The following is a 26654-nucleotide window of genomic DNA, read 5'->3' as shown; positions in this document are numbered from 1 at the left end:
TGGACGCATGCCCTTGGTGTTCGCTGCGGTCGATGCGGCTTGCGGCGCTCTTCCTCAGCGCCCCGTCATTCTCTCCAGCCGTTCGGGGTAGCGGGCGCCTTGCACCGTGATCCTGGAGGCGGCACCATCGATCTCACGCAGATCGTCGGCCGCAAGTTCGATGGCAACCGCTCCGATATTCTCGTGCAGGCGATGCAGTTTCGTCGTGCCGGGGATCGGAACAATCCACGGCTTCTGGGCCAGCAGCCAGGCAAGCGCAATCTGAGCGGGTGTCGCCTGATGCCGTTCTGCGATCCTGCCGAGCAGAGCAACCAAGGTCTGATTCGCCTTGAGAGCCTCCGGCGTGAAGCGCGGGAGGGTGCTGCGGAAATCGGAACGGTCGAAGGTCGTATTTTCGTCCATCTTGCCTGTGAGAAAGCCTCTGCCCAGCGGGCTGTACGGCACGAAGCCGATTCCGAGTTCCTCGAGGCTTGGGATCACTTCCTTCTCCGGAGCTCTCGTCCACAGCGAGTATTCGCTTTGGAGGGCGGTCACCGGCTGGACCGCGTGGGCGCGACGGATCGTTTGCACGCCTGCCTCAGAGAGGCCGAAGTACTTGACCTTTCCTTCCCGGATCAGATCCTTGACTGCACCCGCCACGTCCTCGATCGGCACGTTTGGGTCAACACGGTGCTGATAGAGCAGGTCGATGGTCTCGATCTTGAGCCGCTTGAGCGAGTTCTCGGCGGCCTGCTTGATGTGCTCCGGCCGGCTGTTCAGGCCCGGCGGACCCTTCATCCCGCGGGGGTCGAGCTCTGGACTGAGGTCGAACCCGAACTTGGTGGCGATCACCACCTGCTTGCGGAAGGGAGCGAGGCTTCGCCAACGAGTTCTTCGTTCAAGAACGGGCCGTAAACCTCGGCGGTGTCGAAGAACGTGATGCCACGTTCGACGGCGGCCCGGAGAAGAGTGCTCATCTCCTGTTTGTCCTTGGGCGGCCCGTAGGAAAAGCTCATCCCCATGCAACCGAGGCCGAGGGCCGAAACCTCCAGATTGCTCTTTCCAAGTTTACGCTGTTGCATGCTTCCTCCTGTGAGTGTGACGCGCGTCCAGCAGATCGCGGCAAGCGGCATCGTCGGGGACCTACTTCTGCCGCTTCATCATCTCCTGAACCTTCGGATCCTTCATCATCTCGTTGATGTTCACCCCGCCGACGTTCGGCATGATCACCTCGCCAGGTTTCTGACCGGGCTTGCAGGGGCCGATCCAGCGCGCGTCGAACGACATTTTCGTTTCGCTCGTACCGTGCATCGGCGGGCTGAAGCGGGTATGCATGTCGCCTTTGTAGGAGGAGTCAAACGAGCCGATGAACACGGCATCGGTCGTTGCCGTGCTGCTCTGCACCTTGCACACGGAATGGACGGTCACCTTGTTGCCGAGCGGTGTGATGTCGATGACGCTGCAGTTCTGCTTTTCCTTCCTGGCTTGCTGTTGCATCAGGTCGTCGGTGTTCTGGTCGATGCATTGCTGAATCGCGCCCATGGCCGGCATGCCGTCCATGCGCGTGTTGATCTCCCACAGACCAGCTTTACGTTTGGGCATTTCGGCGGCCTGCACGCTGCCCACGAGGCTGGCAGCGAGCAGTGCAAACAGCAGCAGTGGGCGGGGGCGGCGATTCGTGTCCGGGCATTTCATGATCGTACCAAACCTGTCCTGATGCCTTCGATCAGACTGGTCAAAGCCCCCTTTACCGGATCGGACTCGTCACCCGCCGGCAGCATGTCGATCAGGAACTGCAGCTGATCGACCACCGCATCCTGCTCGCGGTCGCTGCCCTGACGCTTGAGCACATCGCGGTAAGCGGTGACCAGCGCGCCGAGTACTGCAGGTTGGACGATGGCTGCCTGGGTGCGCCCGTCGTAGCAGGCCCAGAGTGCGTCTATCCTGTCCGCCTCGACTTTGGCCAGTGCAGGGAAGAAATCCCGATTCTTCGCAAAGCGGCGCCGGGCGTTTTCGGTGCCGGCTTGCAGCAGTCCGGCAAGCTGGCCCACACGCGCGTCGAAGTCATCGCGCCTACCCCTGGCAGCGAGCAGAACATTGCCGTCCAGAGCCTTGAACAGCGGGTCGTAATCCCATTCGCCGGTGCGTTGATGCGCGTGTTCCGAAGCGCGCCAGTAAGCGTCTCGCATCTCGACCAAGGACTGCTCGATCTTTGTACGCTTCCCGCCCAGCAAAATGGTCTGGGCGCGGCGTTTGCAGAGCGAAGCGAGCAGCGACAGACGCTCGGCGGTCACTCCGATGTCGATCAACAGCTTCAGGCGCGTCAAGGCTCGATCCATGAAGTCGGCACCCGCAGGGTGCTTTTCCTCCTCCCTGGCCGCGAGCAAGCTGGCGCCGTGGCGCGCTTCCAGGCTGGCGAGTTGCTCCAGCGCTTGCAGGCTGACCTGCGCGTCTTCCATGACCAGTGCGGCGCGGTAGTGGCCGATCGCGCGTTCGATGTCGCCGAGTTCAGCCCAGGCGCTGGCGAGTTTTTCCCTGACGCTGGCGCACTGGAAGTCAGGGCTGCGCGCAGCGTTTTCGATTGCCTCGATCTGCTTGCGATAGTAGCCCTGCTGTTCGCTGGTCGTCGCCTGGCGCAGACGGGAACCGAGCATGTCGAGGTCGGCAACGAGATGGCTGGGGTGGACGTAGTCAGCAGTCACATCGTCGGCGCTCGCACCGGGGAACTGGTAGCGCTCGTCGCCGTAGGCCTGGTAGGCGCCCCAGGTATTGCTGTGTGGATATCGCCGGTAGGTCTCGTTACGCGCCAGTAACAGCGCGTGGCCAAAGCGTTTTCCATCCAGCATGGCGGTGTAGAACGCCTGCGCAAAGGTTTCGGCGGCATGGTCGTCGACCGCCCAACCGGCGGCGATGACGGCCTTGCAGCCCATCTCGATGAACTGTGTGGCGAGGTTGGCAGCCAGTTCGCCCCAGCGCGGCTGCGCATCGGCCTGCATGTCGCCGAGATGGCAGCAGTTGATGAAGACAAATTCCGGCACGTGCCTGAGCTTGCCCACCTGCGCCGCGGTGAGACAGGTCTTCGGCCCGAGGACCATGCCGGTCAGGCCGCTGTCCTTGTCCCGGACGACCCCATGTCCGGCCAGGTGCATGAAGCGGTAACGATCGAAGAACAGGGCTTCGAAGACCTGCTGGGCAGTGGCGCGATAGAGATCCTTGAGCACGTACTGGTTGCCGGCGAAGGCCTTGGCAACCGTCCGCGCTTCGGCCTGGGCCCCAGGCAGTTCCATCAACCCGGACTGGGTGTCTCCGACGATGAAGACGCGGTCGCCGGTCACCGTCGGCACCTTTCCCCGACCATAGGCCGACGCAAGCTGGCGCACCAATTCGATGCGCGTCGCCAGCGGGTCGTTCTGATCCTCGTCGCGCATCAGTTCCCAGGGATAGGTGGCGGCGGCCGCATCGACCGACATCATCAGGGTGCGCACTTCGGCGACGGCTTCCTTCATTCCGTTTGGAACCATGAGTTCAAACAGGGCACGCGACAGGCCGGGCTGATCCTGGGTGGCGCTGGTAATTGAAGCGATCAGGCCGTCTACTGCCTGACGCTGGTTTGGTTCGGCAGCCACTTCGTTGCGTGCCCGGTCGGTGATGATGGTGAAGCGCAAACCGCGCCTGTCTTCGCTGATCGTTACCCGATAGGTGCCCGCTTGCCCGCCGCTGGCGACGCTGCGCGCACAATAACCGCCGGCACCACTGCGCAAGCGCCCGTCAAAGTGGATCGAGTCGGCGAACGGCGCATCGGCGGCCATCTCGCGCAGCGCTTGCACCGCGGCGATGGCGCGATCCTGCACCTCTTCGTACACGATCAGGCGGCCAATGCGAAACGGGGTGCCGGTGCTGTTCAGCGCTTCGTTGCTGCGCGTCACGGCGGACAACAGGCAACGCACGCCCACCTCGACCGTGAGGCCGGTGAAACCAGTGCCGACCAGCAGGGCGCAGACCGACAGTCGCGGCGCAGCGCTGTTGTCCACTCCCTGGCGCTGCTCCTCGCTACGCACGTACTCGAGCAGGCCGTTGCTCAGTGCCTGCGTGAGTTGCCCGGGCCGGATCTCGCCGACTGGCCCCAGACCGACGACGATGGCACCGGCCGGCCTGGCATCCGGGGTCGGATTGAGGAAGACCATGGCGTCGTCAGTATGGGCAGGATAGCGGCCGAGCTTCAAGGTGCGAGACATCGAGCCAGCGAGATGGCCGTCAAGGAAGCTGGCGCTGCCGCGCAGGCCGTCGTTGGCGTAGGCGCCGATGAGGATCGGCGATTCGGCGCTGGCCAGGCTGCCATGCACGACTTCGATGCTGGCGGGTGCCTCCGTCTTCGCCGTGGGGCGCCGCCCGCGGCGGGCGCCGCCGGTGGCCGCGGCGATGACTTCGTCGACGCTCGGATACAGGGAATTGCCTTCCAGGCTGCGCGGCTGGAACACCAGTGCGCTTTCGCCACGGGCGCCTGGGGGAACGCGCGACAGTGCGCTGTGGCGGGTATCGCCGGTCTCGATCAACTCCCGGTAAGCCTCGAATGCCTTCTCATGGTTGGCCAGGTCGCCATGCACGGCGTCGGTGTACCATACTGGCACGCCCGGCGGGATGCCCGTTTTCCAGGGCACGCGGCCATCGCCCTCAGCGATGCTGCCGATCTCGACCTGGCCGTCGACGATGCGCACGGCAATCGGCGTGGACGCGTGGCCGGCAACGTAGAGAGTGCATGCCGGGTCGAGCTCGGCGGCGCGCAGTGCGGCGATGGCCTGGCGCGCATTGTCGAGAGGCTCCTTTTGCGGTGGCAACCAGGACTTGCTCTTCTTCGAATCCTGGTCCTGCCCGTACCAGGTCTGCCAGACCGCGGCATCGAAGTAATCAACCCCATCGACCGCCCGGCCGTTATCGCCCGGCCACGGCAGGAGTTCCAGCACGCCCGGGAAATCACGGACGATCTCCAGGAACTCGCGCATATCGTGTTTCCAGTCGAACCAGCGCTCGATGATCTGGATGAAGTCGTCGCGCGCCATCAGCACGGCGGCGATCGAATGTGAGCCGGCGTTGGGCGTACCGAGCTGCAGCAGGCGGCTGCCGGGAATCGTCTTGAACCTGTCCCAGCGTCCCTGCAGCGCCAGGCGGGCCACCAGGCCGCCCATCGAATGGGCGACGATGCGCAGCGGCTGGCGACGCTTCTCGGCGTCGAGCATGGCCTGGTCGAGTTCCACACCGAAGCGCCTGGCCGCGTCGGTGATCGACAGGCGCCAGTCATAGGCGAAGGGCCGCACTTCATGCCGGTCGGCCAGGTAGCGCGCCAGTGTCTCGTAGTTGCGATCCATCCAGCCGTCCGGCGTCACCCCTGGCGCATTCACCTTCAGTTTGGCCATGTCGCCCGCCCACATGCTGAACGGATCGAACCAGATGCGGTTCGTACCGATCTGGATGTGACTGCCCATGATGCCGGGCAACAGGAAGACGATGGGCGCGTCCTTCTTGCGCTTGGGCGCTATGCCACCGCGGCCGATCTCGGCCGTGGACGGGCCTGGCAGCAGTTCGAACTGGCGATCGTCGCCCTTGAGCGCAGCCAGCAGCGCCAGCGCGCTCTCGTCGCGCTCGAAGTAGCTGAAGTGGGTGACCTGCGGCCCGCGCACGGGCTTCTGGCGAATGCCCTGCACGCGGATTGCACCGCCGCTCATCGACGGCGTATTGACCACCAGGTCGGTTTCGCCGCCATAGAACACCTCCGACAGGCAGTCGCCCAGCCAGGGCAGCAGACCGTCGCCCTGGTAGTCGCCGGCCAGCACATGCAGCGGGTGTTCGATCTGCACATCCGGTGCGTTGAGCAGGCTCACCAGTGGCGAGTCGGGCATCATCGCCTCGATGCCAGGGAGGATGCGCGCATCACTGCGTGCCTTGACCACCGCCAGCAGGAACTGTTTGAGCAGACCGTAGCTTCTGGCTAGCGGCAGCATGCCGGGAATGACCAGGCCTGCTGCATCGAAGCCCTTGCCGAGCAGATTGAGCATGACGCTGGCCCAGCGATCGAGTCGGCCAGAAGCGAGCGTCGTGCCGCGCGCCGGGCAGGCGACGCGCACGAAGCGCTCGACGCGGATGCGACGCTTGCGCAGTTCCCGGTTGAGTTCGCCCAGGTGCTTGGCCTCGGCGTCGAAACCCGCACGGCCCAGGCGTGCAGCATGCGCCTGGAAGCGATCGATCTCTTCGTCGGTGAACGGCTCCAGGTCGATCCGGTTGGCGCGCGCCAGCAACTCACCGATCATGCCGCCGCGCGAATGGCTCAGCAGGTGCAGGCACGCGCCCGTCGGCAGGGTCTTGACCAGGTCCAGAGCATTGGCGATCGGGCTCTCGGTCAGGCTGCGGTGCTCGAAGGCATAGAGGCGCGCGCCATAGGTGGCAAGCAGTTGCTCGCGGTACTTGTCACTGGCCCAGAGGCTCTTGAAGCTGCCCTCCGTAGACGAGGCCGTGCCGTGCAGGAAGATCAGCGTCGGCTCGGCAGATTCGGGCAGCGCGTCGACCTTGGCGAGCGCGAAGGCGTCGGTGGCGCAGCGGTAGAGTCCGTTGCGGTCGTCGAGTTGCGCATCCTGAAAAGTGCCGGCAGCGATCAGCGCAGTGACGCCGGCGGGGCCGCTCCGGTAGATGCGCAAGCCCTTGAGCACCCAGGCACCCAGACCGTCGCGCGCAGTACCCGCGGGCAGGCGCGGCCCCGAGAGGCGCAGCAGCTGCCCGACCTCGAGCGGCCCCGCCATGCCGTCGCCGCGCCCCACTGCCGCGCCCAGGTAGCGCTCGGCGTCCGCGGCGGCGACCAGAATGCAAGTGCCGTTGGCGAGTTCGAGTTCCAGTACGGCGTCGAGCGGGAGCGCCGCCGGCACGACACGCTGCGACTCGCCACGCGACATGCCATCGAGTTCGTAGACCTCGGCAGGCCATCCGGCCAGCGGGCAGTCGTCCTTCTTGAGCGTACCGTCGACACACAGCGTGATCGGGTTCTGGTCGTTGCTCATCTCCGTCTCCTTTGCTATCGCTTCCTCTCTGGATCACCTCTGTTGCAGATCTTCGCTACGGTTGAGGCTCCATCAGTGAGTCCTGCAAGACGTTCCGTTCACGCGGTGAACCATGCTGCAACCGCCGCTGGATTGGCGGAAATCATGTCGGATAGATACCATGTTGCTGGATCCCTGCCTGCATCGCCAGCAGCTTTGCGGTCAGGGGATTCTGCCCGGTGGTGTCGGTCGCTCCCCACTGCTCGTAATGGATGAGGTCGGCGATTGGCAGGCGCGGCAACCAGCCGGCCTTCTCGAGTTCAGGTTTGTCCTGGAAATGGGAAACATAGCCGATGCACAGGTAGGCCACCGGAACGATGTGGGCGGGGATGCCGAGCACTTCCTGCAGGGCGCGTTCGTGAAAGATGCTGACCCAGCCGACGCCGACGCCTTCGGCGCGGGCGGCCAGCCATAGATTCTGCACGGCACAGACGCTGCTGAACAAATCCATGCTCGGCATGTGCGTCCGGCCGAGGACGACTGGTCCACTGCGTGTGCGGTCACAGGTCACGCAGAGATTGATCGGCGCATCGACGATGCCCTGCAGCTTCAGACGACTGTAGATATCCCGCCTGCCATCGGGGAACATCTGCGCGGCTTCGGCGTTGGCTTGCTCGAAGAGGTCATGGACCCGCTGTTTGAGCGCATCGGAACGTACGAGCTGGAAGCTCCAGGGTTGCATGAAGCCGACCGAGGGGGCGTGGTGCGCAGCCATCAGGATGCGGCCCAGCACATCGTCCGGAACCGGTTCGGGCAGAAATTGCCCACGCACATCACGCCGGCTGAAAATCGCCTGGTACACCGCCGCCCGTTCGGCGTCGGCAAAAGCATGCGCCAGTGGCGCCTTCAAATTTTCCATGGTTTTACTTGCAGAGGCCTGAAAACCGGTCCTGCGGACTGCAGTCGCTCGGGCCGGGTTTGGGAACGGAGCCGGACTGGCAGTTGGCCAGGCGCTCCTTGACTTTGTCGGAGTACTGCCAGCCTGCGGCCAGAGGCGGCAGTGCGGAGCCGGGTTGCCAGGTCAGTGACCGCCATTTGGCGTGCCCGCGGTCCCGCAACACGGCGAATTTCTCGCAGAACTGGCCAGCGAAATCCTTGATGAACTGATTCCTCTGGGGATCTGCAAAATTGGCCGTGATCAGGTAGGAATCGACGGCCAGCGAGGGAGAACCATTCTCGGCAATGTTCAGCAGCGGGTAGCTGGATTTCCTGATTTCAGCTTTCCGGTATTCCTGCAGAATTTTGTCCGAATTGGCCTGTGTCGGGTCGAATTTCAGCAGCTTGAGGTTGGCCGGGACATTTTTCTCCAGCAGGCTGAGCGGCTGTCCTCCCACCAGCACCAGCACGTCGATCTTCGGATAGGCCTGGTAATAAGCCGGATCGCTCAAGGCCATCAAGGCCGAGCGGCGTCGTTTGGTGCCTTCGTCCTCGCCCGTGGCCGTGGTGTTGATGAAGGGCTGCACGACGTTGGGACGCTCCTGGAAAAGTTTGCTGTACACATTCAGGGCGGTGAGGTAGGTGCCACTTTTCTCCATGTCCATCCAGATGGGTTTTCCCCGGATCTGATGGATGAATTCGATGGGCTCGTCCTTGCGAACCAGGAAATGGATTTCTTCCTGGTACAAGGGCATGAACACCCGCAAGTTGGCCAGCAGTTGTGCGTATTCACGGCGTGTGGCCTGCGGGACATCGCTGGCGTCACGCATCCGCACGAAGGCGGAATATACGTCCGACTGGACAATCGCCAGCGTGACGCCCCGGGTCTGGCTCATGTCTTCCACATTGGCCCAGGAACCTTTGGAGTCCTTCACTTCCAGGCTTGGATTGACGAAATCCCGCAAATTGCTGCCGATGGCGTAATAGGTACCCGTCTTGCCACCGGTGACGATGCTTTCGGCAGCGGCAGCCATCGACAACAAGGCCGCCGAAATTCCGACGAGCAGGGTTTTGATGCCAGCAGGCCGTGCGGCATGTGAATTATTCATGTCGAATACCGGGAAAGGAAAAACAGGGTCATGGCGCGGAGCGGCACAGCCCGGCACGCTCGTCGGCGGGAGAGCAATGGCCACTGACCGGGCGGGCCGGGGTTTCGGTCTGGGGTGCCGGCGGCGGTGCTGGCGCGATCACTGCTGGCGTGGCCGGTGCCTGCATCGCTGGCGGAGGCATGGGCTCGGCGCTCTTCTCGCCGGCCAGAAAGAACCATGCGGCACCCCCGCCGAGCAGCAGCATGGCCAGCAACAGCCCGGCCACGAGCAAGGTCTTCGAGCCACCGCTCTGGGGACCGGTGTCGCTGAGCAGCAGGGGTTTGCCGCATTCATTGCAGACGAAATCCAGACCGCCCGGAACTTCGACCGTGGCGCGGGCGTCGGCCGTGGCGCAGTTGCCAAAGTTCGAGCATTTGCCGGATTTGGATTTCATGCTGGCCATCGGGGAGTTCCTCCTGGTTTTTCTGGGAAGTGGAAGAAACCGGCGAATCGGTTGTTGGCCTTGCTCAACCAGGGCGCATCAGGCGACTTCGCGTTTGAGAATGGCCAGGGCACGCCGGCCGGCCTCCAGAAAGCGGCGGTAGGTTTCATCCTGGATGTTGCCGCCGCGTGCGGCCTTGATGGCTTCGACCTCGCTCAGGATGGCCCGCTGCACCTCGCTGCGGCGGTCCTGGTGCAGGTAGCCGGCACCGGCCAGCGTCGCGTCGCAGACCGACTTGATGGTGTGCAGGTTCTCCAGGTTGATGCTGTCGGCGCTGGCCGTGAAGCTCTTGCCCAGGAGGACCGGATCGTTGTCTAAGCCGTCGGCATCCTTGGTGAGCAGCAGCACTTCCTCCGCGCCGGTGGCGGGATTCCTGCCTTCATGGATGAATCCCAGAGCCTTGGCCAGCAGCACGTAAGGCAGGGCCTGCTGCTTGACCTCGGCGCTGGAGGCCACGAACAGCCGCGGCCAGGCATTGCCGTCGCCCTCGGTGTGCAGTTCGAGCCGCGCGCGCGCGCCGCCGGTTTCGATGCGGCGGCGGTATTTTTCTTCCAGGAACTTGAGCGGCTTGAGGTAGCGCAGCGGGAACAGGTTGGTGATCGAGACCAGCGTGATTTCGTTGCGCCGGCCATCCGAGTCGATGATCTCCACATCGCCGGTTTTGGCTTCGCGCAGTGCTTCCTTCAGTCCCCGGGCAAACTCGGCCTGTTCAGGCGCTCTTGGCAGGATCACGGTGAATTTGCTCACCGCCGTGGGTACCCCCACGGGAATGCCGGGCGCTGCCCGGTGGATTTCCAGCGGTTCCAGCGTGACGAAGTTGCCTGCCCGGCTGACCAGCTCGCTCACGTAGCTTTTCAACTCCTGCGGGTCGGCGCCGTAGCGGTCGCGCAACTTGTCGATGATCGACACGCCGAGCAGCCGCTCCTTGGGGTTCTGCACCAGGTTCTGGTGGGCGATGCGCGCGTTGTCCTCGCACACCGTTTCGAGCACATCGAGAAAGGTCGATTCCGTCACCCGCTGATTGAACAGGGCAAAAGTCGAATCCTGCCCAATCTTTTCGGCCAGGGCGGAACGCACCCGGCCGGTCTGCGTTTTCTGTTCGGCTTCGTCCACCACCAGCCGGCGGCTGATCTGCTTGACCTGGACGGGGTCATAAAAGCGGATCAGGTGCTGGCGCAAATCGCCTGCATCGGTATCGGAAAGGCGCGCCTGGATACCGACATCGAACTTCTTCAGGGCCTGCTGCAAGGTGTTGGCCGCCCGGTCCACTTCACCTTTCAGGTCGGTGATTTCGGCGATCACCTCGATCAGCAGCGCTTTGGCAAAGCCCCAGCCTTCGGCGCGCGTACGGTACACATACATCTCCTGCAAATGCACACCATGCGCGTCCAGCAGGCTGTCCGGCGTTCCCAGCAGGTGCTTGGAGAACAGGCCCATGCTGGACCATTTGTGTGCATTGCCGAGGACGCGCGATTGCGCTTCTTCCTCTGCGTGGCGCGCACGCGCAATGTGTTCGTCACAGGCCTTCAGACGTTCGTCCAGTTTTTCGCTCAGCGCGATCAGCAGGCGGGATACATCCCAGGCGGACTTGGCGCCGACCTTCCATTCATTGACCAGTTCCTGCTCGATCCGCACCCGGATCTCGCGCGCCATGTCCTTGCGCGCTTTCAGCTTGGTGCGGTAGAAACCGGGGACGCCCAGCGTGCGGTAGTCATCCTGATAACGCTTCTCACACAACTTGGTGAGTTCGTCCAGCCAGGTGGCGCGCTCGCGCTCGCGCACCAGCGACTTGAAGTTGGGGATGACGGCTTCCCACTCGCCAGTAAAAGACTTCCAGCGCTTGTTGGCGGCATCTTCCGGCAGGATGCCCAGCGCCAGCGTCAGATGGTCGTCGGACAGCAGCCAGCGTAGCTGCGTCTCCTTTTGCTGCACAAACTCGTGAAAATCCTGCTTGCGCGGTTCTTCGATGAAGCCGGACGCCTCCTGCCAGTGATTGAAGCGCAACTGCAGCGCCGCCTGTCGGGCAAAGCTGTAGGTCAGGTATTCACTGATCTCTTCTTCGGGAATGGCCAGCCGCTTGATGCCGAACGTCAGAAAACGCTTGGAGCGCTCTGGAATGCGCCCCTGCGCAGCGGTTTCCGGCGAGCCATCGCCATTCTCCGCGTTCTCCATGCGGTCGAGCGAGGCCCAGTTGATGTTCTTCGCGGTCACGATCTTTTGATACAGGAAGTCAGCGACGATGCCGGGCACATCCCGGTCCACATCCACCGTCAAGCCGTTCTCGTTTTCGTTGCCAAAGACGAAGCAGCCGTTGAACGGGTCGCTCAGCGTCAGCCGCTCCTTCACGCCGGTGACGTCGTAGGGTTGATAGACGCCCACCGACATGGCGTTGAGTTCGGTCAGGGCGGCAAATCCGTTGGCGTGGTAGTTGCCGGTGTCCCAGTTGGGGTTCGGGTAGGCGTCGGGCAGCAGCGCGTAGATCAGGATGCGGAAACGCTTGGAGTCGGGATACAGATCCCGCAGCTGTGCCACTGCGTCGATCACGCTGCCGCTGCCGGTGCCGCCGGCCAGGCCGAGCACGACATGGAAGGTGACTTCGGTCTGGCCGTTCTGCTGCAGCAATTTGACCTGCGATTGCAGCTGTTCGCGGTATTTGTCGGCCTTGCAGGCAAACAGGAAGCGGCCCAGCCGGCGCTTCTGGCCACCGAGCGTGGCGCCGACGATGCTGTTGAGAATGTCGCGCCACTCCTGCGGGCTGCCCAGCCAGTGCTTGAGTCCCGGATAGCTGTCGAGATTGTCGAGCCGCGAGGTGAGATTGGCATCGGTAATCAGCAACTGGCTGGCCTTGGGCAACTGCACCGAGGTGCCCAGGGTTTTCCAGCTGGGGTCGTCGATCGACATCATTTCGCTGGACGAATCGACGTACAGGTAGCCGATGCCGATGTCGGCCAGTTTGTCGCCGCGGAATTCCTGGTACAGGCTCTTTCGCAGGGCCCGGATGATTTTTCCTCCGGTGCCGCCCAGCCCGATGACGAGGTGATTCATTCCGAAAGTTCCTCGTTGCAATGAGTCGAAAGTAAAATGATCACCGATGTGCCACGCTCCGCCGTGGGCGGCATCGGCGGAGCCGGGGGATCTGCGCAGTGGGTGTCAGATGGCCGCTTGCCACAGTCTCCAGCTGCTCGGGGGAGTATATGTCCACCCATCAACTGCGGTCAATCGTGAGAAGACCCGCACTGCCAAGGCTCTGTCGTATAATTGACCCGTTTTGGGTACCTTGCCCCACGCTCGTGGGGCGGGTGAAACGGGAAGCCGGTGAATCTGAATCTTCAGACATTCCGGCGCAGCCCCCGCTGCTGTAAGCCTGACGACTCCGCAATACGCCACTGTGCTCGCGCATGGGAAGGTGCTGGAGAAGATCGACGGCAAGCCAGAAAACCGGCCCAAATCAAACGTAGTGCCGTTCCCCGGGGTAAAGGGAGGGCTATGTGGATTCGCCGACAGCAGGTTTTCTCGGCTTTTCTTCCGACCCGCAGGTACCGCTCCCCCGCCTGGCACGGCTTGCCATTGCTCGCTGTGGGAGAGAAGCATGCACATCATGGAAGGCTTTCTGCCGGTCGAACACGCCCTGGGGTGGACGCTCGCTTCGGCCCCCTGCGTGGCCTATGGCTTGTGGGTCATCAAGAAACGTATCCGCGAACATCCGGAACAGCGGATGTTGCTGGGTGTTGCCGCCGCGTTCACCTTCGTTCTCTCGGCGCTCAAATTGCCGTCGGTGACCGGCAGTTGCTCGCACCCCACCGGCACCGGGCTCGGTGCCCTTCTCTTCGGCCCGACAGCCATGGCGCCGATTGGCATGGTCGTCCTGCTCTTCCAGGCGCTGCTGCTGGCGCACGGCGGACTGACGACGCTGGGTGCCAACCTCTTTGCGATGGCCATTGTCGGTCCGTTCGCCGCTGCCGCAGTGTTTCGTGTGGCGCGCAGCATCAAACTCTCGTTTGCCACCAGTGTCTTTCTCGCCGCCAGCCTCGGCGACCTGCTGACCTACCTCACCACCTCGGTACAACTGGCCTGGGCCTTCCCTGATCCGACGGGTGGTTTTGTCGCTTCCTTTGCCAAATTCGCCAGCATCTTTGCGATCACCCAGATCCCGCTGGCGATCAGCGAAGGACTGCTGACGGTGCTGATCTTCAATGCCCTGGCGCGCTTCAACGCCAGGGAACTGCAGGATCTGCAGCTCGTCGGGAACGACGAGGTACGGGTATGAAACGCCGGCAAAACCTGTTGCTGCTGGTCGCCGTGGTCCTGCTGTCTGCGCTGCCGCTGTGGCTGGTGCAGAAACCGGCGGCGAATGCCGATCATCCCGTCGAGCTCTTTGCCGGCGCTGACAACCAGGCCAGGGATCTCATCGGCGCCATCGATCCTGATTTCCAGCCCTGGTTCCAGCCACTGATGGAGCCGGCCAGCGGTGAAATCGCCTCCCTGTTGTTCGCCTTGCAGGCGGCGCTGGGTGCCGGCTTTATCGGTTACTACCTGGGTGTCTCGGTGACCCGCGAAAAGCTGCGCCGGGAAGCGGAAGAAGCCAATGGAGCTGCACCACGGTGCTGATCGAGCAGTCGGCCTACGCCAACCGCTGGCGGCAGGTTTCACCGGCGGCGAAGGGAAGCTTTGCGCTCGCGGGCCTGATCGCCGCTTTTGCCGCCGGCACACCGATGGTCGCTGCCAGCGTGGCGGCGATTCTCGCCGCCATCACGCTGCTGGGTGCCGGTGTCGCGCCAGCGCCTTACCTGCGCGTCGCCTCGCCAGCACTGGCCTTTCTGCTTCTCGGCAGTCTGTCACTGGCGTTCTCGCTGGGCGTCGATGAGCATGGCATCACGCTGCAACTGCTCCCGAACGGCCTGAACCAGCTGGCGCAGGTATTGTCCCGTTCGTTTGCTGCGCTGACGGCGCTGCTCTTTCTCGCGTTGACCACGCCGCTTCCCGATCTGATGAACCTGTTGCGCCGACTGAAGACCCCCCGAGATCGTGCTCGAAATCATGGTGCTCTGTTACCGGATGCTGTTCGTCTTCTCCGCGGCGGTGCAGGACACCTGGATCGCCCAGACGGCGCGCCTGGGCTACGCGACACCACGCCTGGCACTGCGCTCGCTGGGCGGTTTGACTGCCAATCTGACGCTGCAGGTGTGGCAACGGGCAAACGACCTGCATGTCGCGGCGCAGGCGCGCAACAACGAGGGTCCATTGCGTTTTCTTGCGCCGGTCTTTGCCCATGCCGGTCGCGACCTGGCCATCGCAATGACCGCTGGCAGTACGCTGCTTGCACTGGCGGTGGCGATGTCATGACGCGCTCGGCAGACGACCTCCTGCTCGAACTGGCGCAGGTCTGCTTCCGTTACCCCGATGGCAGCAGCGGACTGGACGACTGTTCGATCGCCGTCCGGCGGGGCAGCCGCAACGCCCTGATCGGCGCCAACGGTTCCGGCAAGACCACCCTGTTCCAGCAGTGCAACGGCTTGCTGCGACCACAATCCGGCGTTGTTTACTACGCCGGGGAAGCGGTGGATTACCGTCGCAGTGGCTTGCGCCAACTGCGCAGCAAGGTCGGCATGGTTTTCCAGAATCCGGATCGGCAACTGTTCTCGGCGAGCGTCCTCGAAGACGTTTCCTTTGGGCCACTCAACCTCGGTCTGAACGTCGCCACGGCACGCCAACGCGTCAGTGCCGCGCTGCAAGCCGTGGGCATGGCAGCGTTTGTCGACAAACCCGTACACAACCTGAGTTTCGGCCAGAAGAAGCGGGTTTGCATCGCCGGGGTTCTGGCCATGGCGCCCGAACTGTTGATCCTCGACGAACCGATGGCCGGCCTCGATCACGCCATGCAGGAAGATCTGCTGGCCGTGCTTGAGAACTTGCATGCGCGTGGCATCACCCTGCTGCTGGCGACGCACGACATCGATTTTGCCTACGCCTGGGCGGACCAGATTCACCTGATGGTTGCCGGTCGCTGTAGCGCATCGCTGCCGGCGGCGCATCTGGCGACGGCTGGCGAGGCCTTGTCGGCGGCAGGATTGCCTTTGCCCGGAGTGATCGAACTGCAGCACCGTCTGAAGAAACTCGGCGTCCTCCCGAGCGATGCCTGGCCGCGCAAGATCAGCGATCTGCTCGCTCTGCTGGGAACCCGCAGCTGCACGCCCCATTTCGAGAGGATGGTCTAACGATCATGACTTCTCTAGGCACCCTCGATCATGGAAGTCATGACCGTCTCCCTCTCCCCCGACCCCTCCCCCGCAAGTGGGGAGGGGAGATTCCTGAGTCGCTGACGCGACTTTCACATTAATGCCCGGAAAAGTCTGGTTTGTCGGCGCCGGCCCCGGCGACCCCGAGTTGATTACCGTCAAGGGCCGGCGTCTGCTCGAGGAAGCCGGCGCGGTACTGTTTGCCGGATCGCTGGTCGACCAGGCGGCGACGCGGTTCTCGCCGGCGGATTGCGAGATCCGCGATTCGAAGGACATGACTCTGGCAGAGATGACCGGCTGGCTGATCGAGCGTGCCGACCGGCACGCCGTCGTCGTTCGCCTGCAGACCGGCGATCCCGGCCTCTATGGCGCATTGATCGAGATGACGCAACCGCTGACGGCCGCCGGCATCGCCTGGGAAGTCGTTCCCGGCGTTTCCTCGGCGATGGCCGCGATGGCCGCAGCGGGCGAAACGCTGACCCTGCCGGAAGTCACGCAGACGGTGATCCTGACCCGCGTCGCCGGGCGGACGCCCATGCCGCCGGGCGAGGATCTCGAATCCCTGGCCGTGCATAAGGCGACGCTCTGCATTTACCTGTCGATCACTCTGCTGCACAAGGTGCAGGAAGCCTTGCGTGCCGCCGGCTGGGCCGAGGATGCGCCGATGCTGGTCGTGCACAAGGCGAGCTGGCCGGGCCAGGAAAAGATCATTCGCGGCACGCTCGCCGACATCAAGCAGAAATGCCAGGCCGCGAAGGTCGGCAGTCAGGCGATGATCGTCGCCAGCCCGACGCTGGGTGCTGCCGACTGGCCCGACCTGGTGCGCTCAAAACTGTACGACCCTGCTTTCACGCACCGCTTCCGCAAGGCGACCGAGACGAATCATGACTAATGAAACCACCTTCCTCCTCGTCGGCCACGGCTCGCGCAACCGCGACGGCAACAAGGAAACCCTGCATTTCGCGGCCCAGTGGCGCGAACGTCACCCCGAGTGGCGGATCGAGGTGTGCTTCATCGAGCACGCCGAAGTGCTGCTGGATGAAGGTCTCGACCGGGCTGCGCGTGGCGCGCGCAAGGTGCTGGTCATTCCCTTCATTCTCAACGCCGCCGGCCACGTCAAAATGGAATTGCCGGCGGCACTGAAGCGGGCGCGCGAGCGGCATCCACAGGTCGAATTCGCCGTCACCCGACATATCGGCATGGGTCGCGAAATCTTTGCCGTACTACAGATTCAGCTCGACCGGCTGATGAAGCAGCTGGCCGTGCCCGATCCGATGACCACCGGCGTCATCCTGCTCGGGCGCGGCTCCTCCGACATCGGCGCCAATGGCGAGCTGGCCAGGATGGCACGCTGGATATTTGAGGCCAACGAGCATGAACTGGTCGATCTCGCCTTTACCGGCGTCACCTGGCCGCGCCTCGAAACGGTGGTGCAGCGCCAGATCAGGCTGGGCATGATGCAGATTTGCATCATTCCGGTATACCTGTTTACCGGCGTGCTGATCGAGCGCATCAAGGCGCAGGTCGAGCGCCTGCAGCGGCAATATCCGCAGGTCGCTTTCGGCCTGGGCAGCCACTTCGGCTTCGACAAGGGCATCTTCGACCTGCTCGACGACAAGGTCTGCGGCGAGACCCCCGCAGGTGGCATGCTCGAATGCGATGGCTGCAAGTATCGCGAACTGGCCGAGGCCGAGCATCTGCACGAGCACGGCCATACGGCCCTGGCCGCTCCAGGCTGCGGCCATGCCCCGGTTCACGATCACCGGCACCCCCATGCACACGATCATGGTTGTGCCCATCCACACGACTGAGACTTCGGAGACTCCGGACATGACCACGGCCACCCCTACTGCCGCCAATACGATTACCGAACAGCTCACTGCCGCCGGCCGCGCCATCGAGCACGACTCCTTTGCCATCATCGACGCCGAGGTCGGGCAGCACGACTACACCGACGAACAGTGGCCACTGGTGCGCCGCATCATTCACGCCAGTGCCGACTTCGAATTCAACGGCCTGACTGCCTTTCACCCCGATGCGATACGGGCCGGTCTGGCAGCTGTCCAGAAGGGCGGCACGCCGATCGTCGCGGATGTCGAAATGATCTGCGTCGGCCTTTCGGCGCCACGCCTCAGGCACTTCGGCATGCGTACCCAGCACTACATTTCCGATCCGGAGGTCATCGAACTGGCCAGGGCCGAGGCCACGACCCGCGCCGTCCAGGCGATGCGCAAGGCGCAGCGGCTCGGCAGGCTCGACGGCGCCATCGTCGGCATCGGCAATGCCCCGACGGCACTGATCGAAGTCATCCGCCTGATCCGCGAAGAAGGAGCCAGACCAGCGCTGGTGATCGGCATGCCGGTCGGCTTTGTCTCGGCTGCCGAATCGAAAGCGCTGCTGATGACCTTGACCGATACCCCGTGGGTGGCGATCAAGGGCCGCAAGGGCGGTTCGACGCTGGTCGTCGCCAGCATGCACGCGCTGCTCGGCCTCGCCGAAGCGGCGCAGCAGAGCACCGCTTGAGCGACCTCGGGCAGGCGCTCGCTCCGGCCAGGGTCCGCAAGGGCGATGGCCGGCGCGCACGCGGCAACCGCAGCGGTTTCACTACCGGCGCCTGCGCCGCCGCCGCCGCACGCGCGGCAACGCTCGGCCTGCTCACCGGCGTGCTACCGGACAGCGTTCTCTGCCGTCTGCCGAATGGCCAGGAGCACCGCTTTGCGGTCAGCGGCGGGCGCTTCGATGGAGAGGGTGGAGAGCGGGTCGCGCATGCGGTGGTCGTCAAGGACGCCGGCGACGACCCGGATGCGACGCATGGCGCACACTTGACGGCCGCTGTCCGGCGGCTGCCGCAACGGGCCGGCGAGGTGCTTCTCCAGGGGGGTTTCGGGGTCGGCGTCGTCACCAAAGACGGCCTCGGCCTCGCCGTCGGCGGTCCAGCCATCAACCCGGTTCCGCGCCGCAACATCCGGGACAACGTCATTGCAGTCGCCGGCGAACTGCTGCTCCACGACGGTCTGGAGGTCACCATTTCCGTTCCCGGTGGCGACGCGATGGCGAAAAAGACGCTGAACGCTCGCCTTGGCATCATCGGCGGCATTTCGATTCTCGGCACTACCGGCATCGTCCGTCCCTATTCGACGGCCGCTTTCCGCGCCAGCGTCGTCCAGGCGGTCGATGTCGCGGCGAAGCAGGGTCAGACCAGGGTCGTCTTCACCACCGGCGGGCGCACCGAAAAATTCGCCATGCGCCAGTTGCCGGAACTCGACGAAGCGTGCTTCGTCCAGATGGGCGACTTCGTCAAGGCGGCTTTCCAGTCGGCGGTCAAACACCGCCTGGCTCGTGTCTATCTGGGTGCGATGGTCGGCAAGCTGACCAAGATTTGCCAGGGACTCAGCGTCACGCATGCCTGGAAGGCCGAGATCGACCGTGACATTCTCGCTGCATCGGCACAGGAAGTCGGTGCACCGCCCGATCTGGTCGAGGCGATCCGTGCCGCCGAAACGGCCCGCTTTGCTGCCGAACGCCTCGCCAACCTGGGCCTGAGCCTTGCTTTCCACCGTTCGCTGGCCGGCAAGGCCATCCGCAGCCTGAAAAGCGCTTACCCCGGCCCTTACCAGCTCAGTATTCTGGTCTGCGATTTCGAAGGACGCTTCATTTGTCGTCTGGAAGAAGATGAGCTGGCCTGAACCCTGCGCCCTGATCGGGATCCTCGATGACGGCTGGGCCGGCTTGTCCGATGCGGCGCGCCAGCGACTGGCCGTGTCCGAGCTGGTGATCGGCGCCGGCCGCACACTGGCACTGGTGCGTCCCTGGCTGTCGGCCACGGCGATGATCAGGGACATGGACGGCGCGCTCGGCGAGCTTCCCGACTGGATTCTGAGCGCCCGCGCCGCGGGCCAACGCGTCGCCGTGCTGGCCACCGGCGACCCGCTCTGTCACGGCATCGCTTCCTGGCTGAGCAGCCGAATCGGGCGTGACGACGTGGACATCCTGCCGAACGTGTCGACGCTGCAACTGGCCTTTGCCCGCTTCAAGACGCCCTGGCAGGACATCCGGATTGCCTCGTGTCACCGCGCCGATGCCGGCGAATGGTTTGTCGGCGCGACGCCTGCACACGGTCTGTATCCGCTGCTGCGGGCGATTGCCATGCACCCGCGCGTCGCGCTGTTCACCAGTCCCGAAAACAACCCGGCGCGACTGGCGAGGGCGCTGATCACGGCCGGCTATGGCGGCGAGGCGAGGATCTCGATCGCCTGCCGCCTGCAGATGCCCGACGAACGACTGTTTGCCGATCTTGCCGCAGACGAAGTCGCAGGCATGGCCTTTCCCGAACCGAACATCGTGCTCGTCGAACGGCCCGCCGGCACCGGTGGACCGGCTTTCGGTCTCGAAGACCTCGAATACCGGCAGCGATCGCCGGAGAAAGGTCTGATCACCAAGCAGGAAGCGCGTGCCCTTTCGCTCGCCAAGTTGCGCATCCAGCCAGCCGCGGTGGTCTGGGACATCGGCGCCGGTGCCGGTTCGGTCGGCCTCGAAGCGGCGAGACTGGCGCCCTTCGGTCATGTCTGGGCGATCGAAAAGAATGCCGCCGACGCTGCCAACGCGCGCGCCAATGCGGCGCTTTGGCGGATCGGCAATTACACCCTGGTCGAAGGCCGGGCACCGGCCGGGCTCGACACCTGGCCCGACCCGGACGCCGTCTTCATCGGCGGCTCGGGCGGCGAACTCGCCGCGCTGATCGAGCGGGTGCTGGCCCGTCTGAAAGCGGGTGGCCGGCTGGTGATGAACTTCGTCACGCTGGAGAATCTCGCCACCGCGACGGCGGTGCTCAGCGAACGCCATGCCGTCTGGGACCTCGTGCAACTGCAGGCCAGCCGCAGTCAGCCGATTCTCGACATGCACCGGCTGGCGGCGCAGAACCCGATCTGGGTGGTGACCGCCAGGCGGAGCGAGGACTGTGCGTGATCGATTCGACCGTGCTGGGGACTGCCCCGAGAAAGGATGTGAATCATAGTGTTGGGAGTGACCGATAGGCTCCCCTCCCCCCTCGCGGGGGAGGGGTTGGGGGAGAGGGGGGCATCCATGCCCTCGCAGAGGCCAGCAGGGCAGACTGACGGCTCTGGCCATGTACTTTCGCAAGGATTCGACCAATTAAAGGACCCTGAATGTCTGAACATACACGCTACGGCAGGCTGATCGGCGCTTCGCTCGGTCCTGGTGACCCCGGGCTGATCACCCGCCGGGCCTGGGCAGCGCTGCAATCCGGCGCCCGCTGGCTATACCCGCTGAAGAAAGCCGAGGAATCGTCGTATGCGCTGTCGATCGTCGAGCGCGGCGGTCTGACGGTGCCGGCCGATGCCGAACAGTTGCTCTTCCCGATGACCCGCGACCCCGAGATTCTCGGCCGCGCCTGGGTTTGCGCCGCCGAACGCACCGTCGAGCTGCTTGGCGAAGGGCGCGACCTGGTTTTTCTGGTCGAAGGCGATGCCTCGACCTTCGCCACCTTTGGCCACCTCGCCCGCGTCGTTCGCGAGCTGGTACCGGCCATCGAGGTCGAGACCATCCCCGGCGTGTCCTCGTTCGCCGCCGCCGCCGCCGCCGCCGACACCGTTCTCGCCGAGGAAGATGAGACCTTCGCGATCATCCCTGCCGCCTATGGCATCGAACTCATCGACCACCTGCTCGACGAATTCGACACTCTGGCGTTGTTGAAGGTGAAACCGCTGATCGATGAAATCATCGAACTGTTGGCGCGGCGCGAACTGCTCACGACCTCGGTGTTCATCGAAAAAGTCGGCTCGCCGAATGAACGTATCGTTCGCGATGTCACCAGCCTCAAGGGCGAAAAGGTCAATTACCTGTCGCTGATGCTGGTGCAGAACCCGAAACGGCTGCGCGGCGAACTGCGCCGTGGCTGCCGCCAGCGCCGGGAAACCGGCGCAGCGGCGCTGGCTGCGATCGATCCAGCCAGCAGGCCCTGAGCGATGCAGGTCGCCGTCCTGGCCATTACCCGCCACGGGGTCGCTCTGGCCGGCAGGATCGTCGCCGCACTACCCGGCGCCCGCCTGTTCGCGCCGGAGAAATTCCGCTCTGAAGCCGAAGCCGCAGCGCCAGACGCCGCCCGGTTCTACACCGGCAAGGTCGGTGATCAGATGCCGGCCTGGTTCGCCGCGGTTGACGCGATCGTCGCCATCGTCTCGCTCGGCGCCGTCGTCCGCCTGATCGCTCCGCACCTCGGCAGCAAGGAAAGCGACCCGGCGGTGATCGTCATCGACGAAGCCGCTCGGTTCGTCATCCCGGTGCTTTCCGGCCACCTCGGTGGTGCCAATGCACTGGCCGGGCACTTGGCCGGCGCGCTCGGCGCGACGCCGGTATTGACCACCGCTTCCGACGCTCGTCAGACGCTGGCCGTCGACCTGTTTGGCCGCGAACTCGGCTGGGTGTTCGAAGCGACGCATGCCGAATTGGTCCGCTGCAGTGCCGCGGTGGTCAATGATGAAGCCGTCGCACTGGTCCAGGAGGCGGGCAGCAGGGATTGGTGGGCAAACCACGCCAATGGCCGGCGGGGGCCCCTGCCGGCGAATCTGACGCTGTTCGATCAACTGGAGGACGTCGATGCCGACCGCTTCGCTGCCGTGCTGTGGATTGCGACGCGCGCGATGCCGGCTGAACTGGCCTCCCGACTGGCGGGAAAGCGGATCGTCTATCGCCCCCCTCCCGAAGCTTGAAGAGGGTTCCGGCTTCTGCCATGGAATACTCCGCGCTGGCTCCTTGCCGCAGGGCAGCGGCATGAAGGTCGCCCTCGGCATCGGTTGCGACCGTGGCACGCCGTCGGCGACGATCGCACAAGGCATCGCCGAAGCGCTGGCGGCTTGCGCTGCGACGCTGGCCGACGTGCGTGCGGTCGCCAGCATCGACCTCAAGGCCGACGAGCCCGGCCTGCTGCAGGTGGTCGAGGAAAATGGCTGGCGCTGTTCGTTTTATCCGGCAGCGGTACTCGCCGAAGTCGCGGTGCCGCATCCCTCGGAAACCGTTCGCCGCCATACCGGCACGCCGTCGGTCTCCGAAGCGGCGGCGCTGCTGGCGGCGAATGCCGAGCCGTCCTTGCTGCTGATCGAAAAACACAAGCTGCGCGGTCCCGATGGCCGCCATGTCACCGTCTCCATTGCCAGGATCCCCCAATGAACGCTCCCCTTGAAAAAACCGGCAAGATCATGCTCGTCGGCCTCGGCCCAGGCAGCAGTGAGCACCTGACCGCGCGCGCGCGCGCGGCGATTGCCGAAGCCGACACGGTCATCGGTTACGCCACCTACCTCCGTCTGGTGGCCGATCTGGTCAAGGGCAAGGAGATCATCAGGAAATCGATGACCGAAGAGATCGACCGTGCCATCGTGGCGCTGGAGCGTGCCCGCCAGGGCAGGAAGGTAGCGTTGATTTCCTCGGGCGATGCCGGCGTTTACGGGATGGCCGGGCCGACTTTCGAAGTACTGTTCCAGGCCGGCTGGACGCCGGACTCGGAGATCGAGGTCGAGATCGTTCCTGGCGCTTCGGCGCTGAATACCTGTGCGGCGCTGGTCGGCGCACCGCTGACCCACGATTTCTGTGCCATATCGCTTTCCGACCTGCTGACGCCGTGGCCGACCATCGCCCGCCGGCTCGATGCCGTCGCCTATGCCGATTTCGTCGTCGCCCTCTACAACCCCAAGAGCGGCCGCCGCACCCGGCAGATCGTCGAGGCCCGGCGTCTCTTCCTGCGCCATCGTCACCCGCAGACGCCGGTGGCCATCGTCAAATCCGGCTACCGCCCGAAGCAGAGCATCGAACTGACGACGCTCGAGCGCATGAACGAGTGCGACATCGGCATGCTGTCGACGGTGCTGATCGGCAATTCCAGGACTTTCATCCGGCACGGCCTGATGGTGACGCCGCGTGGCTACGCCAACAAGTACGCCGTCGAAGCCGGGGAAAGCATCACCCGTGCTGGCGAACAGGCTGGTCGCTCGCTGTCCACCGGCCTCGAAGGCTGGATGGCGAGCATCCAGGCCAGCGGCAAGAGCGCCGCCGAACTGGCTGTCGAATATCGCCTGCCGGAAGACTACATTGCCGCAGTGCTGGCGACCGGGATGCAGGCTCAACAAGAGGCGGAAGGTGCAGACAACGGAGTTCAAGGCGAAGGTGGGCCCTGCGGGCCTTGCGAGCTTAGGCTTCACAAATGACACTGCGACTGGCCGGCGCTACCCGAAAACCGAAAAATCGTATATATTGCACTGCAACAGGCACACCGGGAGGGTCTGCCACAGCTCGGCTTCCAGCCGTGCGGCATCCCTCGACTGGCGTTGTCTCACACCCCGGCCACGGCCAGCATGCGCAAACCAGAGCGATCGCCCCTCTTCGCAGAAGACCCGGCGCGACGCTTGCCTGCGGGCTGCGGCGGAGTCTTGAAGCCCCTTACCGAGCTGCTGCGGCAGACACCAGGACCATTTCATGAAACCAGCCAATCCTTCCCTGTTGAGCAGGATCTCCCTCGCCTTTGGCACCTTCTTCTCGATCCTTTCCGATGGCCAGTTTGCCGCGCGCGTGCAGGCGCTGCGCTTCGGAGAACAGCGCGCCGAACCTTCGGCAGCGGCGCCGGCACCCAAACCGGTCGTCGTGCCGCTCCGGGAAGCCGCTCCCGACGGCGCACTGCAACTCCTTGGCCTGCTGCAGCGCGAGGCGCGCTTCATCGACTTCATTCAGGAGGATGTCGCCGCCTATGCCGACGCCGACATCGGCGCTGCGGTACGCGTCGTGCATGAAGGCTGTCGCAAGGTGCTGCACGACAACTTCACGATCCGCCCGGTCCGCGATGAAGCCGAAGGCAGCCGGATCACGCTGCCGGCAGGCTTCGACGCAGCGGCGATTCGCGTCACCGGCAATGTCGTCGGCCAACCCCCCTTCCACGGCAGCATCACTCACCGCGGCTGGCGGGTGGTCGAAACCCGCCTGCCCAAGTTGAGCGGCAGTCATCAACTGAACATCGTTGCCCCCGCAGAGGTGGAACTATGAGCGAGCCAAAATTTTCGATCGGAATCGATCTGGGCACCACGCATTGCGCTCTCTCCTACGTCGATATCGGCGCCTGCGATGGCGAGCAGGTCGTGCAGGAGGTGCTGCAGGTGCCGCAGTTGACCGCACCCGGTTCAATCGAGGCGCTCGGCCTGCTGCCGTCATTCATTTACCTGCCGCACCCGAGCGAGCTCGCCGACGGCGATCTGGACCTGCCGTGGACCGATGAACTGGACTATGCGACCGGGGAAATGGCGCGCAGCCGCGGTGCGGCAACGCCGATCCGCCTGGTGTCGAGCGCCAAGAGCTGGCTCTGCCACGCCGGCGTCGACCGGCGCGCGGCAATCCTGCCCAACGACGCACCGCCGGAAGTGGCGCGCCTGTCGCCGCTCGAAGCCTCGCTGCGCTATCTCGGACACCTGCGCGCCGCCTGGGATGATGCGCAGCCGGAGGCCCCTTTCGTCGAGCAGGAGATCGTCGTCACGATTCCCGCCTCTTTCGACCCGGCGGCCCGCGAACTGACTGCCGAAGCGGCGCGTGCCGCCGGCTGCGAGCGCATGACCCTGCTCGAAGAACCGCAAGCGGCGCTCTATAGCTGGATTCAGCAGAGCGCCGGCGGCTGGCGCAAACAGGTACGGCCCGGCGACATCATCCTGGTCGTCGATGTCGGCGGCGGCACCAGCGACTTTTCGCTGATCGCCGTGCTCGAACGGGAAGGCAACCTCGAACTGCATCGTGTCGCCGTCGGCGAGCACATTCTGCTCGGCGGTGACAACATGGACCTGGCGCTGGCCTATGCCGTCGCCGGCAAGCTGGCCGCGCAGGGCAGCAAGCTCGACGCCTGGCAACTGCGGGCGCTGACGCACGCCTGCCGGGGTGCCAAGGAAACGCTGCTCAGCGATCCCGATCTCGCTGCCGTGCCGCTGGTGATCGCCAGCCGCGGCGCCAAGCTGATCGGCGGATCGATCCGCAGCGAACTGACGCGTGCAGAACTCACCGCAACGCTGCTCGAAGGTTTCTTCCCGCCAGCAAAGATCGCCGATCGCCCGCAGGGCCGTGGACGCGGCGGCCTGACGCAGCTCGGCCTGCCCTACGCGCAGGATGCTGCCATCACCCGTCACCTGGCCGCTTTTCTCGCCCGCCAGGTCGCCGCGACCGCCGATCTCGAGGGTTTCACCGGCGAGTTGCCCGAAGACGCGACCTTTCTGCATCCGACCGCCGTGCTCTTCAACGGCGGCGTCTTCAAGTCCGAACTGCTCGCCGAGCGCACCCTGACGACGGTCAATTCCTGGCTCACCGCCGAGGCCGCCCCGGCCGCACGCCTGCTCGAAGGCGCCGACCTCGACCTCGCCGTCGCGCGCGGTGCCGCCTATTACGGCTACGTCCGGCGCGGCCAGGGCGTGCGTATCCGTGGCGGCACGGCGCAGGCGTACTATGTCGCGGTCGAATCGGTGATGCCCGCGGTACCCGGCCTGCAGCCACCGGTGCAGGCGCTGTGCCTGGCACCGTTCGGCATGGAAGAAGGCAGCGAAGCCGCCTTGTCGGAGCTGGAATTCGGCCTGGTCGTCGGCGAGCAGGTGCGCTTTCGCTTCTTCGGCTCGTCGGTCCGCCGTCAGGACCAGGTGGGCACCCTGCTCGACGATTGGGAACCCGAAGAACTGCAGGAACTCGACGAGATCCAGACCACCCTGCCCAGCGAAGGCCGTGCCGCTGGCGAGGTGGTGCGCGTCAGGCTGCATGCGCGCATCACCGAAGCCGGCACGCTCGAACTCGAAGCCCTGCCGCACGATGGTCCGCAGCACTGGAAAGTCGAGTTCGACGTGCGCGCTGGAGCCAGCGACTGATT

Annotated in this window: 21 protein-coding genes, 2 pseudogenes and 1 riboswitch; of the genes and pseudogenes, 16 read left to right on the top strand and 7 right to left on the bottom strand. The window is 64.6% G+C overall.

Annotated features, from left to right (window positions below):
- Positions 1 to 54: 54 nt before the first annotated feature.
- The 7 genes and pseudogenes from E4Q08_RS09645 to E4Q08_RS09615 all read right to left on the bottom strand — a co-directional run bounded on the left by E4Q08_RS09645 (position 55) and on the right by E4Q08_RS09615 (position 12572).
- A pseudogene (locus E4Q08_RS09645) lies at positions 55 to 1061 on the bottom strand (aldo/keto reductase).
- Positions 1062 to 1122: 61 nt separating this feature from the next.
- Positions 1123 to 1674 carry a DUF3617 domain-containing protein gene (locus E4Q08_RS09640; protein WP_034910580.1) on the bottom strand — a complete coding sequence of 184 codons (552 nt, stop codon included), beginning with the start codon at positions 1672 to 1674 and terminating at the stop codon, positions 1123 to 1125.
- Complete coding sequence (locus E4Q08_RS09635) at positions 1671 to 7022, bottom strand: CHAT domain-containing protein (RefSeq protein ID WP_169070230.1); 5352 nt, start codon at positions 7020 to 7022, stop codon at positions 1671 to 1673. The genes E4Q08_RS09640 and E4Q08_RS09635 overlap by 4 nt, the downstream gene beginning before the upstream one ends.
- A 142-nt stretch (positions 7023 to 7164) precedes the next feature.
- Positions 7165 to 7920 carry a 5,6-dimethylbenzimidazole synthase gene (gene bluB, locus E4Q08_RS09630; protein ID WP_169070229.1) on the bottom strand — a complete coding sequence of 252 codons (756 nt, stop codon included), beginning with the start codon at positions 7918 to 7920 and terminating at the stop codon, positions 7165 to 7167.
- Positions 7921 to 7924: 4 nt separating this feature from the next.
- Positions 7925 to 9046, bottom strand: coding sequence for a TAXI family TRAP transporter solute-binding subunit (locus tag E4Q08_RS09625; RefSeq protein ID WP_169070228.1), 1122 nt, complete (start codon positions 9044 to 9046; stop codon positions 7925 to 7927).
- Positions 9047 to 9074: 28 nt separating this feature from the next.
- Positions 9075 to 9488 carry a hypothetical protein gene (locus E4Q08_RS09620; protein ID WP_169070227.1) on the bottom strand — a complete coding sequence of 138 codons (414 nt, stop codon included), beginning with the start codon at positions 9486 to 9488 and terminating at the stop codon, positions 9075 to 9077.
- 78 nt (positions 9489 to 9566) lie between these two features.
- Positions 9567 to 12572 carry a tubulin-like doman-containing protein gene (locus tag E4Q08_RS09615; protein ID WP_169070226.1) on the bottom strand — a complete coding sequence of 1002 codons (3006 nt, stop codon included), beginning with the start codon at positions 12570 to 12572 and terminating at the stop codon, positions 9567 to 9569.
- A 208-nt stretch (positions 12573 to 12780) separates the two neighbouring features.
- A riboswitch (cobalamin riboswitch) is annotated at positions 12781 to 12988 on the top strand.
- 128 nt (positions 12989 to 13116) lie between these two features.
- Here E4Q08_RS09615 and E4Q08_RS09610 point away from each other — a divergent pair.
- From E4Q08_RS09610 to E4Q08_RS09540, 16 genes and pseudogenes are all read left to right on the top strand, one after another.
- Positions 13117 to 13794 carry an energy-coupling factor ABC transporter permease gene (locus tag E4Q08_RS09610; protein ID WP_169070225.1) on the top strand — a complete coding sequence of 226 codons (678 nt, stop codon included), beginning with the start codon at positions 13117 to 13119 and terminating at the stop codon, positions 13792 to 13794.
- Entirely contained in the window at positions 13791 to 14135 is a 345-nt protein-coding gene (locus E4Q08_RS09605) for an energy-coupling factor ABC transporter substrate-binding protein (RefSeq protein WP_169070224.1), read from the top strand. The genes E4Q08_RS09610 and E4Q08_RS09605 overlap by 4 nt, the downstream gene beginning before the upstream one ends.
- Positions 14129 to 14488: pseudogene (locus tag E4Q08_RS24615) on the top strand (energy-coupling factor transporter transmembrane component T family protein); the annotation flags it as partial. The gene E4Q08_RS09605 and the pseudogene E4Q08_RS24615, both read left to right, overlap by 7 nt.
- A gap of 64 nt (positions 14489 to 14552) precedes the next feature.
- Complete coding sequence (locus E4Q08_RS24610) at positions 14553 to 14870, top strand: CbiQ family ECF transporter T component (RefSeq protein ID WP_308240096.1); 318 nt, start codon at positions 14553 to 14555, stop codon at positions 14868 to 14870.
- Positions 14867 to 15742: an energy-coupling factor ABC transporter ATP-binding protein gene (locus E4Q08_RS09595; RefSeq protein ID WP_169070223.1), complete on the top strand. Its 876-nt coding sequence runs from the start codon at positions 14867 to 14869 to the stop codon at positions 15740 to 15742. Before E4Q08_RS24610 ends, E4Q08_RS09595 begins: the two co-directional genes overlap by 4 nt.
- Before the next feature lie 121 nt (positions 15743 to 15863).
- Positions 15864 to 16655, top strand: coding sequence for a precorrin-4 C(11)-methyltransferase (gene cobM / locus E4Q08_RS09590; RefSeq protein WP_169070222.1), 792 nt, complete (start codon positions 15864 to 15866; stop codon positions 16653 to 16655).
- A complete protein-coding gene (locus E4Q08_RS09585; protein WP_169070221.1) occupies positions 16648 to 17574 on the top strand; it encodes a sirohydrochlorin chelatase in 927 nt (308 codons plus the stop codon). The genes cobM and E4Q08_RS09585 overlap by 8 nt, the downstream gene beginning before the upstream one ends.
- 19 nt (positions 17575 to 17593) lie before the next feature.
- Positions 17594 to 18286 (top strand): precorrin-8X methylmutase, encoded by a 693-nt coding sequence (locus E4Q08_RS09580; protein WP_169070220.1) that lies wholly within the window; start codon positions 17594 to 17596, stop codon positions 18284 to 18286.
- Positions 18283 to 19449: a cobalt-precorrin-5B (C(1))-methyltransferase gene (locus tag E4Q08_RS09575; RefSeq protein WP_169070219.1), complete on the top strand. Its 1167-nt coding sequence runs from the start codon at positions 18283 to 18285 to the stop codon at positions 19447 to 19449. The genes E4Q08_RS09580 and E4Q08_RS09575 overlap by 4 nt, the downstream gene beginning before the upstream one ends.
- Positions 19436 to 20728 carry a precorrin-6y C5,15-methyltransferase (decarboxylating) subunit CbiE gene (gene cbiE / locus E4Q08_RS09570; protein WP_169070218.1) on the top strand — a complete coding sequence of 431 codons (1293 nt, stop codon included), beginning with the start codon at positions 19436 to 19438 and terminating at the stop codon, positions 20726 to 20728. The genes E4Q08_RS09575 and cbiE overlap by 14 nt, the downstream gene beginning before the upstream one ends.
- Positions 20729 to 20928: 200 nt before the next feature.
- A complete protein-coding gene (gene cobI, locus E4Q08_RS09565; protein ID WP_169070217.1) occupies positions 20929 to 21744 on the top strand; it encodes a precorrin-2 C(20)-methyltransferase in 816 nt (271 codons plus the stop codon).
- Positions 21745 to 21747: 3 nt separating this feature from the next.
- The gene (locus tag E4Q08_RS09560; RefSeq protein ID WP_169070216.1) at positions 21748 to 22491 is read left to right on the top strand and encodes a cobalamin biosynthesis central domain-containing protein; all 744 of its coding nucleotides are present in this window, start codon (positions 21748 to 21750) and stop codon (positions 22489 to 22491) included.
- A gap of 61 nt (positions 22492 to 22552) precedes the next feature.
- Positions 22553 to 22948, top strand: coding sequence for a cobalamin biosynthesis protein (locus E4Q08_RS09555; RefSeq protein ID WP_034918979.1), 396 nt, complete (start codon positions 22553 to 22555; stop codon positions 22946 to 22948).
- Positions 22945 to 23979, top strand: coding sequence for a precorrin-3B C(17)-methyltransferase (cobJ, locus tag E4Q08_RS09550; RefSeq protein ID WP_169070215.1), 1035 nt, complete (start codon positions 22945 to 22947; stop codon positions 23977 to 23979). The genes E4Q08_RS09555 and cobJ overlap by 4 nt, the downstream gene beginning before the upstream one ends.
- A 268-nt stretch (positions 23980 to 24247) precedes the next feature.
- The gene (locus E4Q08_RS09545) at positions 24248 to 24808 is read left to right on the top strand and encodes a DUF2760 domain-containing protein (protein WP_034918967.1); all 561 of its coding nucleotides are present in this window, start codon (positions 24248 to 24250) and stop codon (positions 24806 to 24808) included.
- Complete coding sequence (locus E4Q08_RS09540) at positions 24805 to 26652, top strand: Hsp70 family protein (protein WP_034918969.1); 1848 nt, start codon at positions 24805 to 24807, stop codon at positions 26650 to 26652. Before E4Q08_RS09545 ends, E4Q08_RS09540 begins: the two co-directional genes overlap by 4 nt.
- Positions 26653 to 26654: the final 2 nt, after the last annotated feature.

Origin of the sequence: Candidatus Accumulibacter contiguus (assembly GCF_012940005.1) — a bacterium.
Taxonomy (GTDB): domain Bacteria; phylum Pseudomonadota; class Gammaproteobacteria; order Burkholderiales; family Rhodocyclaceae; genus Accumulibacter; species Accumulibacter contiguus.
This window is presented reverse-complemented; position numbering and strand designations above follow the sequence as displayed.

Bases quoted from the DNA above. Each gene is read 5' to 3' on its own strand.
- bluB (WP_169070229.1), bottom strand. From the start codon at position 7,920: ATGGAAAATTTGAAGGCGCCACTGGCGCATGCTTTTGCCGACGCCGAA.
- cobJ (WP_169070215.1), top strand. From the start codon at position 22,945: ATGAACGCTCCCCTTGAAAAAACCGGCAAGATCATGCTCGTCGGCCTC.
- E4Q08_RS09615 (WP_169070226.1), bottom strand. From the start codon at position 12,572: ATGAATCACCTCGTCATCGGGCTGGGCGGCACCGGAGGAAAAATCATC.
- E4Q08_RS09540 (WP_034918969.1), top strand. From the start codon at position 24,805: ATGAGCGAGCCAAAATTTTCGATCGGAATCGATCTGGGCACCACGCAT.
- E4Q08_RS09545 (WP_034918967.1), top strand. From the start codon at position 24,248: ATGAAACCAGCCAATCCTTCCCTGTTGAGCAGGATCTCCCTCGCCTTT.
- E4Q08_RS09620 (WP_169070227.1), bottom strand. From the start codon at position 9,488: ATGGCCAGCATGAAATCCAAATCCGGCAAATGCTCGAACTTTGGCAAC.
- E4Q08_RS09605 (WP_169070224.1), top strand. From the start codon at position 13,791: ATGAAACGCCGGCAAAACCTGTTGCTGCTGGTCGCCGTGGTCCTGCTG.
- E4Q08_RS09610 (WP_169070225.1), top strand. From the start codon at position 13,117: ATGCACATCATGGAAGGCTTTCTGCCGGTCGAACACGCCCTGGGGTGG.
- E4Q08_RS09635 (WP_169070230.1), bottom strand. From the start codon at position 7,022: ATGAGCAACGACCAGAACCCGATCACGCTGTGTGTCGACGGTACGCTC.
- E4Q08_RS09585 (WP_169070221.1), top strand. From the start codon at position 16,648: ATGACTAATGAAACCACCTTCCTCCTCGTCGGCCACGGCTCGCGCAAC.
- E4Q08_RS09580 (WP_169070220.1), top strand. From the start codon at position 17,594: ATGACCACGGCCACCCCTACTGCCGCCAATACGATTACCGAACAGCTC.
- E4Q08_RS09625 (WP_169070228.1), bottom strand. From the start codon at position 9,046: ATGAATAATTCACATGCCGCACGGCCTGCTGGCATCAAAACCCTGCTC.
- E4Q08_RS09560 (WP_169070216.1), top strand. From the start codon at position 21,748: ATGCAGGTCGCCGTCCTGGCCATTACCCGCCACGGGGTCGCTCTGGCC.
- cobI (WP_169070217.1), top strand. From the start codon at position 20,929: ATGTCTGAACATACACGCTACGGCAGGCTGATCGGCGCTTCGCTCGGT.
- E4Q08_RS09555 (WP_034918979.1), top strand. From the start codon at position 22,553: ATGAAGGTCGCCCTCGGCATCGGTTGCGACCGTGGCACGCCGTCGGCG.
- E4Q08_RS09595 (WP_169070223.1), top strand. From the start codon at position 14,867: ATGACGCGCTCGGCAGACGACCTCCTGCTCGAACTGGCGCAGGTCTGC.
- cbiE (WP_169070218.1), top strand. From the start codon at position 19,436: ATGAGCTGGCCTGAACCCTGCGCCCTGATCGGGATCCTCGATGACGGC.
- cobM (WP_169070222.1), top strand. From the start codon at position 15,864: ATGCCCGGAAAAGTCTGGTTTGTCGGCGCCGGCCCCGGCGACCCCGAG.
- E4Q08_RS09640 (WP_034910580.1), bottom strand. From the start codon at position 1,674: ATGAAATGCCCGGACACGAATCGCCGCCCCCGCCCACTGCTGCTGTTT.